Consider the following 17,119-nt stretch of genomic DNA (forward strand, 5'->3'; position numbering starts at 1 on the left):
CTTCTCCTATTTTTTTACGACTTTGGAATTATACCATAATTTCGACTTTTTTGCTTGGAAACCTTAGTCTTTGCTCTCCATAATCGTACTGATTGTATGTGTCCGACTGGCTTTTTCGTAAAATAATACTCTTTTTTTTCGTACGTATGATAATAAAATGTTGAGAATAAAGACTAATTGAGCAATGAGTGTTCCTAAGAAGACAAACAAAGCACTCACTTGGATCACCCCTGTTGAATGATTCATCACCGGCCCCACTAGCTGACCTAACCAGCTTAGTCCAAAAAATAAGAGGTATAAGTAAGCATAACGAATGAACAATGCCCGAAATGATACTTTCTCTCGTTCATTTTCAACGATTCTGATACGAACGATTTTTTTCCCTATTGTTTGCCCATTCGTTACGTAAGGTACGATCATGAAATAAAGAATGACTTCAATAAACAGCCACCAATTATAGGAAGTGAAAGATCCTCCTCCGAAAAACAAGGCCGATATGCTTCCAATCAACAAATTGACAAGTGACAAAAAGAACCAATCAATAAGATAAGCGACAGCTCTTCGTGTAAGTGAGACAGTCTTGCCTTTTTCATAGGCTACCTCATCCATTCGAGCTCTCGTAGGCAACATGAAAGTAAAGACGGGAGCCAACCAAAAACCAAGCATTCCTCCCACCGTATTGGTGACTAAGTCATTGACATCAAACAAACGATATGGTCTGGGATAAATAAAATACAACCCCGTCAATTGAGTCAATTCAAAAAACAAAGACAAACAAAAACTAGCCAATACTGTCTTTAAAAACGACAAGCGGAAATAATACCTCAAATACACACCAAACGGCAATAGTAAAAAAACGTTGAAAAGCGGTTCTAAGAACACACTTTGTCGCATAGCTGGTAAATACGTGCTTGGATCAGATAAAACAAGCACTGTATTGGCTTTGAAGTGTTCCCATGAAGCCAGTAAGTGAAGTTCAATCTTTGGTCCGCTCATTTGCGCCACTGTTTCTTTTGGAGGCAATGGTAAAATAACTAAAAAGTAAGCACATAATAGATAAAAAACAAATGAATACAAAACAAGCGCTCTTGTAAGTAAAAACGTTCCATATCTCCGATATTCATAAATAAAAAATACCGTGGAGATGGCTAAAGCTAGAAAAGGAAAAACAAGCAGTGCAAAACGGATCGGTTCAATATAACTAGCCATCCATCCCCCTCCTATCCATAAATCTTATCAGAAATTTTCTAGAAACAATAAACAACGTATTAAATTATTTTTCAATTCAAATCAATTGAAGTATGATTAGTAAAAGGGGGCGATCATTCATGCTTAATGTTTATTTTGTTTTCGGTGTTCCAGCATGTCTACTTTTTATTTACTTTATTTTTGCTTATATTCGTAAACGATCAACGATCCATTATCTTGGAATTATTTTATTTATCATCTCAAGCTTTATGCTCATGTTCAATTTACAAACTTGGCAACAAGCGACAACAGAGTTAGCTTATTTATCTAGTGACCAACTATCTGATCGGATCGGTTATCCCGTCTATTTGATTTGGCTACCGATTGCTATCGCTACTTGTTTAGTTTTACTGAATCTGTTTCGAGCATGGCGACGGATCAGACAATTACGTGAAAACAAGGCATGAAGCAAATAATCGACTGATCGAGTTCCCCTTTTTCAAGGATCGATCAGTCGATATTTATTCTACTAAAATCTTTCAGATCGTTTATTCATGGCTCTTATTCGATAACCAATTTTCTGGAGTGAATTTCGGATCATCCACAGACCATTCTTGAAAGAATTCCTCTAAAAACTCAGTCATAAAGCGCTCACGGCGTTTTGCTTCTTTTTTCGCAAATACTGTATTCATTTGATCAGCCAATAAAAGTAATTTTTCATAAAAATGATTGATCACCGTTGACCCTTTACGATAAGTCTCCTTATCTGTATAACTGGTTGGTAAAAGTGTTGGATCAAAAATGGGATGTCCATGTCCACCGCCAAAATAAGCAGTTCGTAAAATACCAATTGCACCGATTGCATCCAAACGATCTGCATCTTGCACGATCTTTCCTTCTAAAGTCAATTCATGTTTTGAAGAACTGAAACTTTTTGAAAAAGAAATATTTTCAATAATGAAAAAGACCGATTCAATTTGTTCCTTCGTCAAATTGATTTCAACTAGATAATCTCTAAGTTGTGCTTTGGCTCGATCAATATCAGAAACGACTTTATCATCGATTATATCATGTAAATAAGCCGCCACAAGAGTTATAAATGGGTCAGCTTGCGGTTCTGTTCCTAAAATTTGTTGTGCCAATTTCACTACTCGATTTGTGTGGTCAGCACCATGTCCGGTCTGATCGTTTTTTAATTGTTGTTCGCTGTAACTGGCGATTTTTTTTAATTGGTCCACTTGGTTCCTCACTTTCTTGTGATTAGATGGAATGTCTTACTTACTATTCGTTTTTTCGACACCGTAAACATCAAAGTAAATTTTTTCCATGTAGTCAATCAAATACTGAGGATTTAATGGCTCTTTTGTGGTATCTTGAATCAATTGATTGGGTTTTCGTGAGGCACCATATTGATGGATATGTTCAGTCATCCATTCTCTAATTGAAGAATAGTCATCAGAGGCTAAGATCTCATCCACAGCCAAATCTTTGCCCATAGCATGATACAGCTGAGCCGCATACATATACCCTAATGCATAAGAAGGAAAATAACCAAAACTTGCCCCTGACCAATGAACGTCTTGCAAAATACCTTCTAAATCATTTTCAGGACGGACTCCTAAATATTCTTCATATTTTTGATTCCAAACTTCTGGTAATTTTTCAACAGCTAATCCTTCATTGAAAATCATTTTTTCAATTTCATAACGAATAATAATATGCAAAGGATAGGTCAGACTATCTGCTTCGATCCGCACTAGACTTGATTTGGTATGTTTCAAGGAACGGTAGAAATCATCAAAAGATACATCATCAAATGTTCCTTCTGCACATTCTTGGAAAAATGGATATTGTTTTTTCCAAAAACTGCGATTACTTCCTACGATGATCTCGTTGAAAAGGGATTGTGATTCATGGATCCCCATAGATGTTCCTTCATAAATCGGTGTATGTGCATATTTCAAATCGATGTTTTGTTCGTACATACCATGTCCAGCTTCATGGATCACACCTAAAATCGCCATCTTGAAATCATGTTCATCCCATCGAGTGGTGATTCGAGCATCATTTGGGCTGATACCGATCATAAAAGGGTGAACCGTATCATCTAATCGCCCACGGGAAAAATCATAACCTAGCTGTTTGATCACTTCCACCACAAATCGTTTTTGTTGTTTTTTTGTCATTTTACGTGAAAGAAAGTCTGTTGCCGGTTCTTTCCCTTTTTCTTTCAAGGTTTGACGAATCGACAAGATTCCTTCTTTGACTTGGGCGAATACCTGGTCTAAAATTTCCACAGTCATACCAGGTTCATATTGATTTAATAACACATCATAATCCGTTTTTTCTTCTTTTCGCCAATAAGGAATCAGTTGCTTAGTAATATGGATGTTTTCAGTCAATGCTGATTGAAAATCAGAAAATTGTTTAGATGCTCTAGCTTCTTGCCATTTTCCATGGGCTTTAGAAGTGGCAGCAGTCAAAGCGCTCATTAACTCTTCTGGCACTAAATGTTCCAATTCATAGTTTTCTTTTACTTTCTCAAATACTACTTGACCAACTTCTGACAATTCTTCAGGGTGTTGGGGAAAATAATCGATTGCTTCCTTGATTTTAGGACCGATTTTTTTTGAAAAATAAAGTCCATATAAATAGCTATTAAGTTCGCTACGGTCTTCGTTGGCTTTTTCGGGCATGCCTGTTTGGATATCCCAATCTTGTAACTTCAGCGCTTGATTCAACAAGTCGATTTCTTTCAGCTCATCTAAAAATTCTTTTTCGTTCATCCAACCATCCTTCCACTTATTTCAAACAACTTATTCTTCTTTTGCTTTTCTTGGCGGGCGGGTGCCCCAATATTGAAATAGATCCGTTCGTAAAGCTCCGTTATATAATTTGCGTTTTTTAGTTGCTTTTTGTCCATAAAATTCTTCAAAAGCTAAATCACTTGTTAGAATATACTTGCTCCAAGTCTTCAAAGGTCGAAATACCTGGCCCATTTCTTTGTATAATCTTCTGACAGATTCTTCTTCCCCAAGACGTTCTCCGTAAGGCGGATTGGCTACAATGACACCATACTCTTTTTCTGTTTTGAAATCTTTGACTGCTTGTTGTTTGAAGGTGATCGAATCACTTAATCCGATTTCTTCTGCGTTTTTTCTGGCAATATCGATCATTTGACCGTTGATATCTGCACCGGTAATGTCAAGTTTAATATCATAATCAGCTTTCTCATCCGCTGCATTGCGAACAGATTCCATCACTGTTTGGTCAAACCAGTCCCAAGTTTCACAAACAAATTCACGATTGAATCCTGGTGCAATATTGTGACCGATCAAAGCGGCTTCAATACATAACGTTCCTGATCCACAAACTGGATCATAAAATGGCCGATCTTTCCGCCAATTTGTCAGCATCACTAAAGCAGCAGCCATATTTTCTTTTAGCGGTGCCCCACCTTTTTCTAAACGATATCCCCGTTTGAACAAACTTGGACCAGTCGTATCTAGTGTGACTAACACATGATCTTTTAGTAAAGCGACTTCTAATTGGAAGTGCGCGCCTGTTTCTGTCAAAGGGACAGAGGCTGGGCGATGATAATAGGTTCTCAAACGTTCAACAATTGCTTTTTTTGTAATTGCTTGACAATCAGGTGTGCTGTAAAGAGTTGACTTGATTGATTTTCCAGCTACAGGAAATTCAGCATCTAACGGAAGATAATCTTCCCAAGGCAAAGCTTTGACTTGTTCAAACAATTCATCAAATGTTCTTGCATCGAATTCACCTACAATAATTTTGATTCGATCAGCCGTTCGTAACCATAGATTCGCTGTAGCGATCGTTTCCATGGTTCCCTTAAAGCGCGCACGCCCATTTTCCACTTGACATTCGATTCCTAAATCTCTTAATTCTTTTCCTACTAATGCCTCAAGTCCGCTTGCTGCGGTGGCAATCAAATTAAATTCTCTGTTTTTGTCCATTGTTTTCTCCTTATTAATGAAAAAAAGAGGGACTGTGACATATGTCATCCCCCATCTTCTTCAACTCAAATATCGTTTAAAAGCCAATATTTAACGAGTTAGCCTCGTCGTGTAAAAAACTCTTTCACAAATCAGGCTTATAGATGTTCCATCGTTTTGGCCAACTTTCAGTTCATTCATTTTTCAAATGTATTTCTTAAATAAGCTGGGAAATCCCAAAATAGGAAATGCTATTTTCGGATTCACCAGCTTATTTTAAGAAAAGCTGGACATCAGATGCCAACCTTTTTTAACTTTCCTCAAACCGTATAAGTTTTATTAACAGTCGGTCTTTTAGAAAAAATGTTCTACTTGATTTATTCCCCTGTTTATGTGGTTTTCTGTAAGCCATGTTCTGTACTTTGTTTTTCCAGGGAGAAAAAACAAAGCGGTAACCATCTATCTGCAGTTAAACTGCCTTTTTGTCTCGTTCTGTTTCCTGACAAAAAGCGCCCCTACCGTTGTTTGGGTTGCTCGCTCGAGGGGTTTACCGCGTTCCACCGAATAAGTTTCCCTATTCGCTTCGTCACTGTGGCACTTTCAAGGATACTTAAGCATAACCGAAGTCTTAGCTTGTTTTCCTGCCGTTACTCTAAAAGAGTACCTTAGCTTATTTTTTCGCTAAGCACGAACACTACAGGCATCACAGCCTGTGCGAGCATGGACTTTCCTCAGCCTGATCAAGCCAGACCGCGATTACCCGAAAACCACAAAAATTTTATTTATTGATTAAAATTGACGTGTTGCCTCATTATCATCTTCACTTGTCGTTGTATAGTTATTTGGATTTGGATTTGATGTTGCTGTAGGACTTGCTTGTTGATCCAATTTTTTACCAAATACTTCTCGTTCAAGATTTGACAAACGTTTCAAAATATCGAAATTCGTCACTGCTGCACTTTTTGGTGTTTCTGCTTGTTGCGTACGTGTTGGAGCGGCTCCTTGTGTTTTAGATAACTGTGCTACTTTCGCACTCAACTTATCATTTTCTTCTTGTAAAGCAAGGAGTTGTTTGCTGTATGTTTCGTAATCTTTAATAATATTGTCTAAGAATTCGTCCACTTCTACGGGATCATAACCACGCATCTTTGTTTTAAATTCTTGTTGTAAAATGTCTTTAGGACTATAAATCAAATTCGCCATATTTACACCTCTAGTTCTCATTTACGTAATAACGTTTCTACTTTTTTCATTGTATCGGAAAAATGTTGATAAATCAAACACTATATTAGTTATTCGCTAAAATTTTGCAGATCATCCATACTGATCGATCGAATTTCATAAGGATGGGTTTGCTGAAATTTTTGTGCATCTCGTAAAAAATAATCAGCTTTTCCTGGAAATTCTGGATCATAGATCAGTAGCGAACCGTTGGTATGCTGTAAGATAAAATTTGTATGATTTTTCAATTGTGCAGGTGATTGATACGGTTGATGACTGACTGACTCCACGTAATCAGCAAGTTGCTCTATCAAGCTTTTCTTCTCTTTGTTCCCTTCATTCCAACCACTGCCAAAATCAGCAAATGGGTAAATGATTCCTAACTGTAATTCTGGGTAATCCCCTTTCAATTCAGCGGTTACTTCTCCTGCCCATTGTTCCACTCCTAGGTTTCCGCTAATGATCACCCACTCCAATCCTTCTTCGCAAAATTGACTCAATTCATTTTTTAAAACTTTTTTAACAACTGTTATTTTCGGGTCATTTTCTTTGAAAATCCCTAATTCAAAACTACGATATCCAGAAACATACATCACTTTTACTATATCCATTCCAGTTTCCTTTTCTTTCTTTGTGCTTTTTTGCTATAATGTGGCCTAGGAGAGTGATTAATCATGGTTTTGCGCTATCCAAATGGCCGTCCTTATATCAAGGATGCCTCGCCTAACGAAAAAAAACAAGTAAAAAGTAAACAAACAACTGAGTTCGGCAACCGTGGGATGCGGTTTGAAGAAGCTATCAATGAAAGCAATGAGTATTATCTTGCGCATCAATTGGCTGTCATCCACAAAAAGCCAACACCAGTTCAAATCGTTAAAGTTGACTATCCTCGACGTAGCGCCGCTGTTATCAAAGAAGCTTACTTCTCGCAAGCTTCTACTACAGACTACAATGGTGTATATCGAGGTTTCTATTTGGACTTTGAAGCAAAAGAAACTAAAAACAAAACATCGTTTCCTTTTAAAAATTTCCATGCTCATCAAATCGCACATATGGAAGCATGTCTTCAACAAGGCGGAATCTGCTTTGTTCTATTATGGTTTTCTACGCTGAAGCGCTGTTTTTACCTTGACAGCTCTCATTTAGTAAATTATTGGCATACTCAAAAAGAACAAGGGCGAAAATCCTTGCCACTTTCGTTGATCGAAGAATTAGGAATCGAGATCAAAACAGGGTATGCGCCTCGTATCCCTTACTTAATTGCTATTGACCAACACTTACAATCAAATGAAGGAGAACCACAGAATGGCAAATAAACAAACCAGAACTTCCAGACGAAAGACTTCCTCTTCTTCTGCAAAAAAGAAAGGAACTTCATCTAAAAAAGGAACAGGAGTTAGAAATAAAGGGCTGATCACAAGAATCTTACTGATCCTCCTCTCGTTCATCTGTGTGGCTTTTCTCGCAGGTGTCGGACTTTTTTGGTTCTATGCCAAAGATGCCCCTAAACTAACAGATGAAAGCTTGGATGCCACAGTATCTTCAAAACTTTACACCCAAGACGGTGAACTTTTTGAAGATCTAGGTGCAGAAAAAAGAGAAAAGATTTCTGCCAATGAGTTGCCTAAGACACTAGAAGATGCGATTGTTTCCGTCGAAGATCGCCGCTTCTATAAACATATCGGAGTCGATCCAGTTCGGATCATCGGTGCTGCTTTATCGAATTTCACTTCCGGTGGTTTGCAAGGTGGTAGTACGTTGACTCAACAATTGATCAAGCTTTCCTTTTTCTCAACGAGTGCGGAAGATCAAACGCTCAAGCGTAAAGCCCAAGAAGCTTGGATGGCAGTCAGACTCGAACAGAAAAAATCTAAACAAGAAATTTTGACTTATTACGTGAATAAGGTCTATATGTCCAATGGTCTATATGGAATGGAAACTGCAGCAGAAACCTACTATGGGAAAAAACTAGCAGATCTTTCACTTCCACAAACAGCCCTTTTAGCCGGGATGCCACAAGCACCTTCATCCTATGATCCATATCAATTTCCGGAACAAGCAAAAAAACGCCGCGATACCGTCTTATACACGATGTTACAAAATGAAAAAATCTCACAAGCCGATTACGATCAAAGCATCAACACGCCGATCACTGAAGGTTTACAAGAAATCAAACAAGATTCAACGAATACCAAGATCGTAGATAATTACGTCAAAGAAGTGATCAATGAAGTCCAATCTAAAACAGATAAAAATGTTTACACAGATGGCCTTGACATTTATACGAATCTTGATTTGAATACCCAAAAACAACTTTATGACATTGTGAATACCGATCAATACATCAACTATCCAGATGATCAACTACAAGTAGCAACAACTTTGATAGATGTGAATACTGGTCAAGTCAAAGCACAGATTGGTGGGAGAAATGTCCCAGATGATGTCACTCTCGGAAATAACCTAGCAGTGAATACTTCCCGTGATTTCGGTTCAACCATGAAACCGATCACTGATTATGGCCCTGCATTTGAGTATTTAAATTATTCCACTGGTAAGATGATTGCTGATGCACCATATGATTATGAAGGAACCTCTATCCCAGTTGGGAACTGGGATAATCGTTTCATGGGGATGATTACTTTGCGTCAAGCATTGTACCTATCACGAAACGTGCCAGCTGTAAAATTATTCAATGAAGTCGGTGCTGATCAGGTTGCCTCTTTCTTAGGAAAATTAGGGATTGAATACAGCACGATCCATCAATCCAATGCCATTTCAAGTAATACCGAAAAACAAGATGGAACTAAGTATGGTGCTTCTTCTGAGAAAATGGCTGCAGCTTATGCTGCTTTGGCAAATGGTGGAACTTATTACAAACCACAATATGTGAATAAGATTGTGTTTCAAGATGGAACCGAAGAAACCTATGAACCAGATGGTCAAAAAGCAATGTCACCAGAGACAGCTTACATGGTCACTGATATCTTGAAGGATACGATCACTCGAGGAACTGGGACAAATGCATTGATTCCTGGTTTGATCCAAGCAGGAAAAACAGGAACATCGAATTACACAGATGATGAATATGCCAAACTAGGAACAACGACTGGTGTTTACCCTGATATTCTTTTTGCCGGTTATACGCCAAACTATGCCATTTCCGTTTGGACCGGCTACAACGATAAGATGACCCCTGTCACATCAGACGCCACCCATGTTGCTTCTGATGTTTATCGAGAGCTTATGCAATACGTTTCACAAAATGTTACAAATTCCGACTGGACGATGCCAAGTGGGTTAGTTCGCTCAGGAACAGAACTGTACTTTAAAAATCAAAAAGCTTCAAATAACACAACGACGACTGTCCCATCGACAACGATTCCTTCTTCTAGTGTTGTCGATGTTCCAGAAAGCACAGTTCCTGAATCCTCAACCAGTGAGTCAATCCCTGAGTCAACTTCAACAACTAGTTCATCGTCTCAACCAAGTTCAGAAGAGTCGACAACGCCAAGTACAGAGCCTTCAAGTACACCAAGTAGTGAGCCTTCTTCTGAACCACCGGCTTCATCTTCGATTGCGGAAAGTTCTACTCCATCATCCTCCACACCGACCTCCTCTGAGGAGGCCAGTCCGGCGGACAATCGAAACAATGGTACTTCCTCTGCGAATACTGGATCGCAATCGAATAGCCAATAGTCACTGCTCAAATTTAGAAAAACGAACCGGAGAACCACGAAAACAGTTTCCCTATTTTCGTGGTTCTCCGGTTTTTTTGACAAAAGTATTTCCATCCTCTTATTTACCAAATTTTGGAAAGAGGAGCAATGAATATTATCCATACAGTAACCTCTAACTATTGAGTTAGATCTTGGTGACTGCTCATTTTGTTTCAGTCCTACTTTTATCTATTCATTTATCGGTTCAAGAGACCCTTATTCAAACTCGACATAAATCGTAACGAATTTGGAATGCCCAATAGCAGGGATCACTAAGTGGTTATCTGCTACTACTAAAGTTTCTTTTGTCTGCTCTTGCAAATCCACTAACTCTGCCATTTTGATTGATTTTTTAAAATGGATGCTTTCAGATAATTGTTTTCCTTTTCCACCATTGTAGAAGCGGAAAATCATCCCAGGACGTTCTTCTGCATGTTTGGCGAGACTAAAGGACAATGTTCCAGTTGTTTCCAACAAACTAAAACTTATTGGCAAGTTCTTTGGAACATCTGATAAAGTAAAGCGTAGCCGTGTATTTAAAAATTCTGCCAATTCATACACTTGAATCGGTGTATTTACCGCTCTTGTCACATTCGAGACATTCCCCTTATTAACGTCTCCTTGGTAATAATAAACAGACAAATCAAAAGTCATCTGCTTATGACACTGTGCCGCAGGTGTCTCGATCACCGTTTCGCCAGATGCTCTCCCTGGACGATACATTAGATTTTCTTTCCCCATAAATCCATATGTTCTAAAAATTGTCATACGAATGATTGAATATTCTCCCCCAATAATCTCATATTCTCGAACCGCTTTAGGCATGACTGCTACGCCACGCTCCCCATTGGTCAATGTCACAAAACTTTGACAAGTCTCAATAGCAATTGGCATTTCATTCCAATTTTCTTGATTTTCTTGCCATCGTTTCATCTCTTCTTCAAAAACGACTGGACGTTCGATCAAACCAAATTGGTGATCGGCAATAGAAGTTTTGGATTGGATGGCTGAATCAAATAAGATACATAAACGATGACTATCCACCCGACGATTATCTACGTCAATCGTGAAATCAATTACTGGATGATTTGCTTTCAATCTAATGGTCATAGCGACGGGTAAAATTACGGAAGTGATTCCTTGCTTCCGCTCTTCTAATGTTTTCGGTACTTCTAATTCAAAAGACAGCGTTGCTTTTTGGAGGATCTCCGATTTTTCAACGTGTGCTCCTTTAAAATAATCAGTTGAACGAATCACCATATCCACTTCAGGTGGGGAATAATTGAAAGAATCACCGTCGTCCCCATTTTCTTCCAAGATGGCTTGATTTTGATAACGATAGTTGGTTTGCTTGTCCAAAATAGTCAAACTTCCATCATTTTCAATATCAATCTGATAATAGTCATTTTCTAAAGAACGATCAGCTACTTCTGCTAATGATTTATAAGTATCACCAGACAAATCAATGGTATATTGCGTGTAGCCAAAGCTAGGAATTTCATTTGAATGAATCGCGATTTTTGCTTTGAATACTTGTTCAGGTACGTACATTTTTTTACTAGGATCTAAGATATTGCCCTGATTTAAGATATAAGCCGTCTGATCGACTAGATCTAACAATGTATAATTGATTTCACGGCCTTTTTCATCGTAGATGGCAAATTTTTCTTGTGTCACATAGACTTCTGTCTCAATTACTTCCCTACGTGTCACATCCATTGGATTAAATAGCGTGAAGGTAATCTGTTTCGCTTGATCGTTTTGGATATGAGTCGAGATTTGTCGTAAGGTCAGTTCCACTAGATTCTCTGAAATATCTCGTGCTTGTTTATAGCGCATGTATACATCTTCATTCGTTGTATCCGATACACATGAACCGATGGAATCATGAGCAGCATTTTCAAACATTAATTTCCAGATTTCACAAACTGTTTCCACTGGATATTCAAACCCCAAAGCTTCTGCCATAACCAAAGTAGGTTCCATGATATTCACTAGATAAAATTGGATTTGTGTATTTAATTTCTTCAGATCTGAACGAGAAGAAAAGATAGTTTTATGGATACGCATCAATTTTCCATTGATCAATTCTCCACTGATCTTTTCTAACTCAGGATGACGTTCTTTGACAGAGTGAATATAATTTTCAATAGTTGAGATTTGCAAAACAAACTCATCCTCATATTCTTCATTCATACGCTCAATCAACTCTGGCAGATTTTCACGTGCTGGGGCTTGGTCAAAACCATTCGGAAAATAGACTTGATTTGTTGTGCTTCTGCCCCATGTGGTCTTGAAAGGTTCTTCTTGTAGAAATGATCTTAAGGCCTCTTCGCCTTCAGGGATTGCTCCACCAATATAGTAACCACTGGGAATTTGATACACATTTACGACTGATCCATCTTCTCCTTGCCATTGATATTCTGTGTGTTCGATGTCATCATCGCTGACCCCACGCCAAAACATCGTATCTTCCATACCAAATTCCTGATAGATTTGCGGCATACTAGCAGCTTGCCCAAAAGAATCTGGAACATATCCCACATTCATATATTTCCCAAATTCTTTACATATACGTGTCCCATATAGCAAATTTCGTACGATGCTTTCGCCAGAGATGACTAATTGATCCGTTTGGGTATACCAAGGTCCAATAATCAGCTTACCCGCTTGAACTAACGATTTGATACGGTCTCGATCTTGTGGACGCCATTGTAAATAATCATCCAACAACGATGCTTGACCATCTAACACGAAATGATCATACCCTGGTTTTGTTTCTAGCAATTCGATCACTCGCTTTAAATCATGCATCAAATAAACTTTTGAACGACTTGTCGTAAAATACCATTCCCGATCCCAGTGAGTATGTGGGACAACGTGAACTGTTTTTTTCATTTCATTCATTCCAATCATAGATTATTGTGACTAGTTTTCAAATTGAATCTCGATATCAATCTCTTCTTCTACCGATGAGTCTGTTTCATCTTTACTAAAATTGACAACGATTGGTGCAATAAACCCAATGAACGCCGCTCCTAAGAACAGACCAAGTAAATAAGCCCAACCATTTCCAACAGTGAAAAATCCGTAGATTCCTCCAACTGGTGGCATTTTTTCATACATTCCAAATATTATGCCAAATCCAGAAGCAAGTGCGCCTCCAATCATATTGATAGGAACTAATTTCAATGGATTCACTAAAGTAAATGGGATCGCTCCTTCTGTAATACCGATAAAGCCCATAATAAAATTATTCCGACCTGCGTCTAATAGCTCTGGATTGAAGCGCTTTTTATGGAAAACTGTGGCTAGTGCATAGCCTAAAGGAACCGCACAGATGGCAACATTAACAATAATTGCTGGCAAATAAATTTGTTCGGTTAATAAAACATTTCCAGCCATCCATGCCGCTTTATTGATAGGACCACCTAAATCAGAGCCAATCATCGCGCCCATGATCACTGCCAATAATAGTTTGTTCACATCGTTTTCGATCATATTTTTGATCCATTCAACCAAACTAGTATTGATCCATGAAAGCGGCCCGGCAAGTAATGCACCCATTACGATAGCTACTGATAACGTTGCAATCAGAGGTAAGACAACCAATGGCATCACGCCAGAAAATGATTCCGGCAAATGAATATGATTTTTTGCCCATTTCACCATATAACCTGCTAAAAATCCGGCAATCACAGCGCCTAAGAAACCGGCGTTGGTGCTAGTGGCTACCGCCCCACCGATAAAACCTGCACCCAATGCTGCTTTGTCTCCAATTGAGTAAGCAATGAACCCTGCTAATACAGTATTGATTAATCCGATACCGGTCCAACCAACCTGTTCGATCAAATATAAAGAATGTCTGAAACCCTCTGCATCTGCGTATGGATCTAAACTTGTCAACCCCATACCTAGACCAATCATTTTTGGAATGGCAACGACTAATGATGCCCCAATAATTAGTGGTAACACAAAACTGATCCCACTCATTAAATGTCCTTTCACTTTTGATAATTCCCTTTTCATTACGATCCCCCACTTAATTTTTATTTTGTTGTTCCACTGCCTGTACACATTTTTTCAATACTGCCTCAGGTGCTTTGATACATGTATTGATATTGACACGTATTTGTGGCTTACCCTCAAAACGTTCTAAACCCATGACTTTTTGATCTGTTGCTAGTAAAACAAAATCTGCTGTTTCTGCTTCTGCTTGGGAGATTTTATTGACTTGTCCCAGTGCTCCTTGTTGCTCGATTTTCACCTCATATCCTAATGATTTACCCGCTTTTTCTAAGGCCTTTGCGGCAATTGGTGTATGAGCTAATCCTGCGGGACAAGCTGAGATTCCTACGATTTTCATTCTACTTCCACTCCATTCATTGCTTGTTCGATAACATCTGCTAATTCTTGTTCATTCATGCTATTTGAAACCTTTTGTTTGAAATGATCTTCCATCAGTGCGGTCGCAAGTTTGCTTAGCATTTCTATATGCTTGGTTCCTTGTTCTGCTATTGGTACCAATAAAGCAAATATGTGCTTTACTCCTTGTTCATCGAATGTTTCCCAATCAAAAAGTACGGATTCATTTCGAACATAGAACACTGTGACTTGGTTAACTGCAGACGACTTTGCATGAGGAATCGCAAAACCATCTTGAAGACCTGTCATCCCTTCTTCTTCACGAGCGATAAAATCAGTGAACAGCGCTCTAGAATCTGTTGATACACCAATTCGCTCAGCATGGTCAGCAATAATAGAAAGTAATTCTTTTTTTTCTTTTGCGTGACAATTTAATAAAATATTGTCTAATGTAAATTCCATGAGTCAACCTCCTTTCAACTACACTTGCATCATAAACTTTCACCAAACCTAAGTAAACCCTTTCATTTTCCAAAACATTTGGAAACCAAGAACACTTTTTCTTTACTAAAGCGTTTCCTTTTCTTTTGGAAAAAATCTGTTTTGACTGGATGAAACCTTATAGCTTAGAATAAGGGATGATGAAAGGAGACTGATGTTATGCCAAATTTAGCTTACCAAAGACTTGATGATATCGTTGAGTATCTCTTGTTGCACCCTCATCATCCTGTTCCTTTAAAACAGTTCGTTCAGCAATTACAAGTATCCGACCGAACGATCCGTAACGATATTTTGTCTATCAACGAAACGATCAGTCAAAGGCACGCAACTGTGAAACTACATAGAGGAAAAGGTTATCAGCTTGTATACTCAGATAAGCATTGCTTCCTCGAATGGTGGCAAAATGAAAAAAGAATTTCCGCTTCTTCTTTGGTAACTATGGAAAATCGTCAAGATTATTTAGTTTATTTACTATTGACCCAATCAAAGCCTTTCTCCTTGGAACATTTATTAGACACTTTATTTATTAGCAAGAACACATTCTATTCTTATCTAAAAACAGTCAAAGAATTATTCGAACCTTTCCATTTAAAAATTTATAACCGTCCAAACATCGGGTTTGAGTTATTGGGAATGGAATTCAACAAAAGACAAGCCATTATGGATTTGCTGATACGCAAGGATTTGGAAAATTATATTTTAAACTTTTCTGAAATGGAATATCAATTGTTTCAAATAATCGATTTGGAAAAACTACAGAAAATGGAGATAGAGGAACTTCAGATCTTAGAGTTATTCGAATCGGACTATTATCATAAAAATCTACTGTCTAGTTTGGCCTTAACGATTACGCGAATCAAGCAAAATCATACACTGAAGTCTGTACCTGTGAAAGTTCCAAAAATAAAAGAAAGAGTGAAACTAGCATTTGATCAACTGTTGGAACAGTTGGAAAAAGAATTTGCCGTTATATTTTCTGAATCAGAAAAAGAATATCTTTATTTCCATCTTTTAACAAACTTTCCAAGACTCGCAGATACTAATGAAAATTCCCTTGCTACACAAAAAACGGCTCGAGAAATCGTATATGATCTACTTTATAATATTCAAAAGTCTACTGCATATAATTGGACCACAGATGGAACGTTGAAAAAAGATCTGATTGCCCATATCGAAGCTTTCATAGGACTTGAACTATACAACAACAACCGAGGGAATCCATTGTTAGAAACAATAAAGAACTCTTTCCCGTTAGCTTATGATTTAAGTCTGATCAATTTAGAAATGATCGGAAAAAAATATGGATTTTATTTTTCCGAAAATGAAATCGGCTACATTGCTTTGCATTTAGCAGGTGCTATTGAGCGAAATGAACCGTCTTCTCTTGTGAAAATGAGGGTGGCAGTTGTTTGCGGAAGTGGAATGACCATGAGTAAGCTGATTTCGTTGAAGTTAGAAAAAAAATATGGTGATTTCATGACGATTATTGGGAACTATTCTTGTCTTGAACTAACAAAAAATGTGCCAAAAGATATTGATCTCATTATTTCTACAGTACCGCTGACTGAATTGGCTATCCCTACACAAATCATCGAGATCAATAATTTAGATCGGGATTTGAATGAGCTAAACCGTTATTTTTCAAAAGATCAGCTTTCAGATAATTACTTAAACAAACTGTTTTCAGCTGCCCATTTCCATCGTTTTGATGGCTCTGTAACTAAAGACCACGTTTTAAAGATGATGACTGATAAGCTTGTTGAAACAAACCACGTGGGCACTGACTATCTGGCCAGTGTCTTGGAACGAGAAAAAATCGAAACAACGAATATTAGTTCCTCCATTGCCATTCCTCATCCAATGGCATTGATTTCAAAGAAAACAGTAATTTCAATTGGTATCATCCCAGAAGGCGTATATTGGAATGATACCGAAAAAATCCAATTTGTGTTCCTATTCGCCATTCGTAAAAAAGATTATGAAGAAACTGAAACAGTCTATGACTTGCTCCTATCTTTTTTAGATGATAGCGAAAGCCAAAATTGTCTGATTAAAAATCCATCATTTACGAACTTCCTTAGAGTGATGAAAGGATTGAGCATATAAAATAAATGCATAAAAATCCGCGAATAGACTTGGTTTCTCATCTTTAAAATGAACATAATA

Annotated in this window: 14 protein-coding genes and 1 other RNA gene; 4 read left to right on the plus strand and 11 right to left on the minus strand. The window is 37.9% G+C overall.

The features are described from left to right. Window positions 1–63 precede the first annotated feature (63 nt). On the minus strand, window positions 64–1,209 hold the full coding sequence (locus A5844_RS00760; RefSeq protein WP_086283165.1) for a VanZ family protein: 1,146 nt from the start codon (window positions 1,207–1,209) through the stop codon (window positions 64–66). Between the two features lie 119 nt (window positions 1,210–1,328). On the opposite strand from A5844_RS00760, the gene A5844_RS00765 reads away from it, so the two are divergent. After that, the gene (locus A5844_RS00765) at window positions 1,329–1,655 is read left to right on the plus strand and encodes a hypothetical protein (RefSeq protein ID WP_086283166.1); all 327 of its coding nucleotides are present in this window, start codon (window positions 1,329–1,331) and stop codon (window positions 1,653–1,655) included. 81 nt (window positions 1,656–1,736) lie between these two features. On the opposite strand, the gene A5844_RS00770 is transcribed toward A5844_RS00765, so the two are convergent. The 6 genes from A5844_RS00770 to A5844_RS00795 form a co-directional block, all read right to left on the minus strand. Beyond that, window positions 1,737–2,426, minus strand: coding sequence for an HD domain-containing protein (locus tag A5844_RS00770; protein ID WP_086283167.1), 690 nt, complete (start codon window positions 2,424–2,426; stop codon window positions 1,737–1,739). Window positions 2,427–2,462: 36 nt separating this feature from the next. Further along, window positions 2,463–3,974 carry a carboxypeptidase M32 gene (locus A5844_RS00775; protein ID WP_086283168.1) on the minus strand — a complete coding sequence of 504 codons (1,512 nt, stop codon included), beginning with the start codon at window positions 3,972–3,974 and terminating at the stop codon, window positions 2,463–2,465. Window positions 3,975–4,004: 30 nt separating this feature from the next. Continuing rightward, window positions 4,005–5,168: a THUMP domain-containing class I SAM-dependent RNA methyltransferase gene (locus tag A5844_RS00780; protein ID WP_086283169.1), complete on the minus strand. Its 1,164-nt coding sequence runs from the start codon at window positions 5,166–5,168 to the stop codon at window positions 4,005–4,007. A gap of 378 nt (window positions 5,169–5,546) precedes the next feature. Next, window positions 5,547–5,915: RNase P RNA component class B (rnpB, locus tag A5844_RS00785), an RNA gene on the minus strand. Between the two features lie 21 nt (window positions 5,916–5,936). After that, on the minus strand, window positions 5,937–6,350 hold the full coding sequence (gpsB, locus tag A5844_RS00790) for a cell division regulator GpsB (protein WP_086283170.1): 414 nt from the start codon (window positions 6,348–6,350) through the stop codon (window positions 5,937–5,939). Window positions 6,351–6,439: 89 nt separating this feature from the next. Next, window positions 6,440–6,979: an SLOG family protein gene (locus A5844_RS00795; RefSeq protein WP_086283171.1), complete on the minus strand. Its 540-nt coding sequence runs from the start codon at window positions 6,977–6,979 to the stop codon at window positions 6,440–6,442. A 63-nt stretch (window positions 6,980–7,042) separates the two neighbouring features. Here A5844_RS00795 and recU point away from each other — a divergent pair, with 63 nt between their 5' ends. Both recU and A5844_RS00805 read left to right on the plus strand, forming a co-directional pair. Then, complete coding sequence (recU, locus tag A5844_RS00800; protein WP_086283172.1) at window positions 7,043–7,684, plus strand: Holliday junction resolvase RecU; 642 nt, start codon at window positions 7,043–7,045, stop codon at window positions 7,682–7,684. Continuing rightward, the gene (locus tag A5844_RS00805) at window positions 7,674–10,067 is read left to right on the plus strand and encodes a PBP1A family penicillin-binding protein (protein ID WP_086283173.1); all 2,394 of its coding nucleotides are present in this window, start codon (window positions 7,674–7,676) and stop codon (window positions 10,065–10,067) included. The genes recU and A5844_RS00805 overlap by 11 nt, the downstream gene beginning before the upstream one ends. Before the next feature lie 236 nt (window positions 10,068–10,303). Here the strand turns inward: A5844_RS00805 and mngB are convergent, their stop codons facing one another. The 4 genes from mngB to A5844_RS00825 are packed head-to-tail and all read right to left on the minus strand — an operon-like array spanning window position 10,304 to window position 14,914. Continuing rightward, window positions 10,304–12,985, minus strand: a complete 2,682-nt coding sequence (gene mngB / locus A5844_RS00810; RefSeq protein ID WP_086283174.1) for a mannosylglycerate hydrolase — start codon at window positions 12,983–12,985, stop codon at window positions 10,304–10,306. A gap of 30 nt (window positions 12,986–13,015) precedes the next feature. Further along, on the minus strand, window positions 13,016–14,116 hold the full coding sequence (locus A5844_RS00815) for a PTS fructose transporter subunit IIC (protein ID WP_086283175.1): 1,101 nt from the start codon (window positions 14,114–14,116) through the stop codon (window positions 13,016–13,018). A 13-nt stretch (window positions 14,117–14,129) separates the two neighbouring features. Beyond that, window positions 14,130–14,453 (minus strand): PTS fructose transporter subunit IIB, encoded by a 324-nt coding sequence (locus tag A5844_RS00820; RefSeq protein ID WP_086283176.1) that lies wholly within the window; start codon window positions 14,451–14,453, stop codon window positions 14,130–14,132. Continuing rightward, complete coding sequence (locus tag A5844_RS00825) at window positions 14,450–14,914, minus strand: PTS sugar transporter subunit IIA (protein ID WP_086283177.1); 465 nt, start codon at window positions 14,912–14,914, stop codon at window positions 14,450–14,452. The genes A5844_RS00820 and A5844_RS00825 overlap by 4 nt, the downstream gene beginning before the upstream one ends. A gap of 198 nt (window positions 14,915–15,112) precedes the next feature. On the opposite strand from A5844_RS00825, the gene A5844_RS00830 reads away from it, so the two are divergent. Beyond that, the gene (locus A5844_RS00830) at window positions 15,113–17,059 is read left to right on the plus strand and encodes a BglG family transcription antiterminator (protein ID WP_086283178.1); all 1,947 of its coding nucleotides are present in this window, start codon (window positions 15,113–15,115) and stop codon (window positions 17,057–17,059) included. The last annotated feature ends 60 nt before the right edge of the window (window positions 17,060–17,119 follow it).

It is taken from the genome of Candidatus Enterococcus wittei (assembly GCF_002140175.1).
In the GTDB taxonomy this organism is placed as follows: domain Bacteria; phylum Bacillota; class Bacilli; order Lactobacillales; family Enterococcaceae; genus Enterococcus_B; species Enterococcus_B wittei.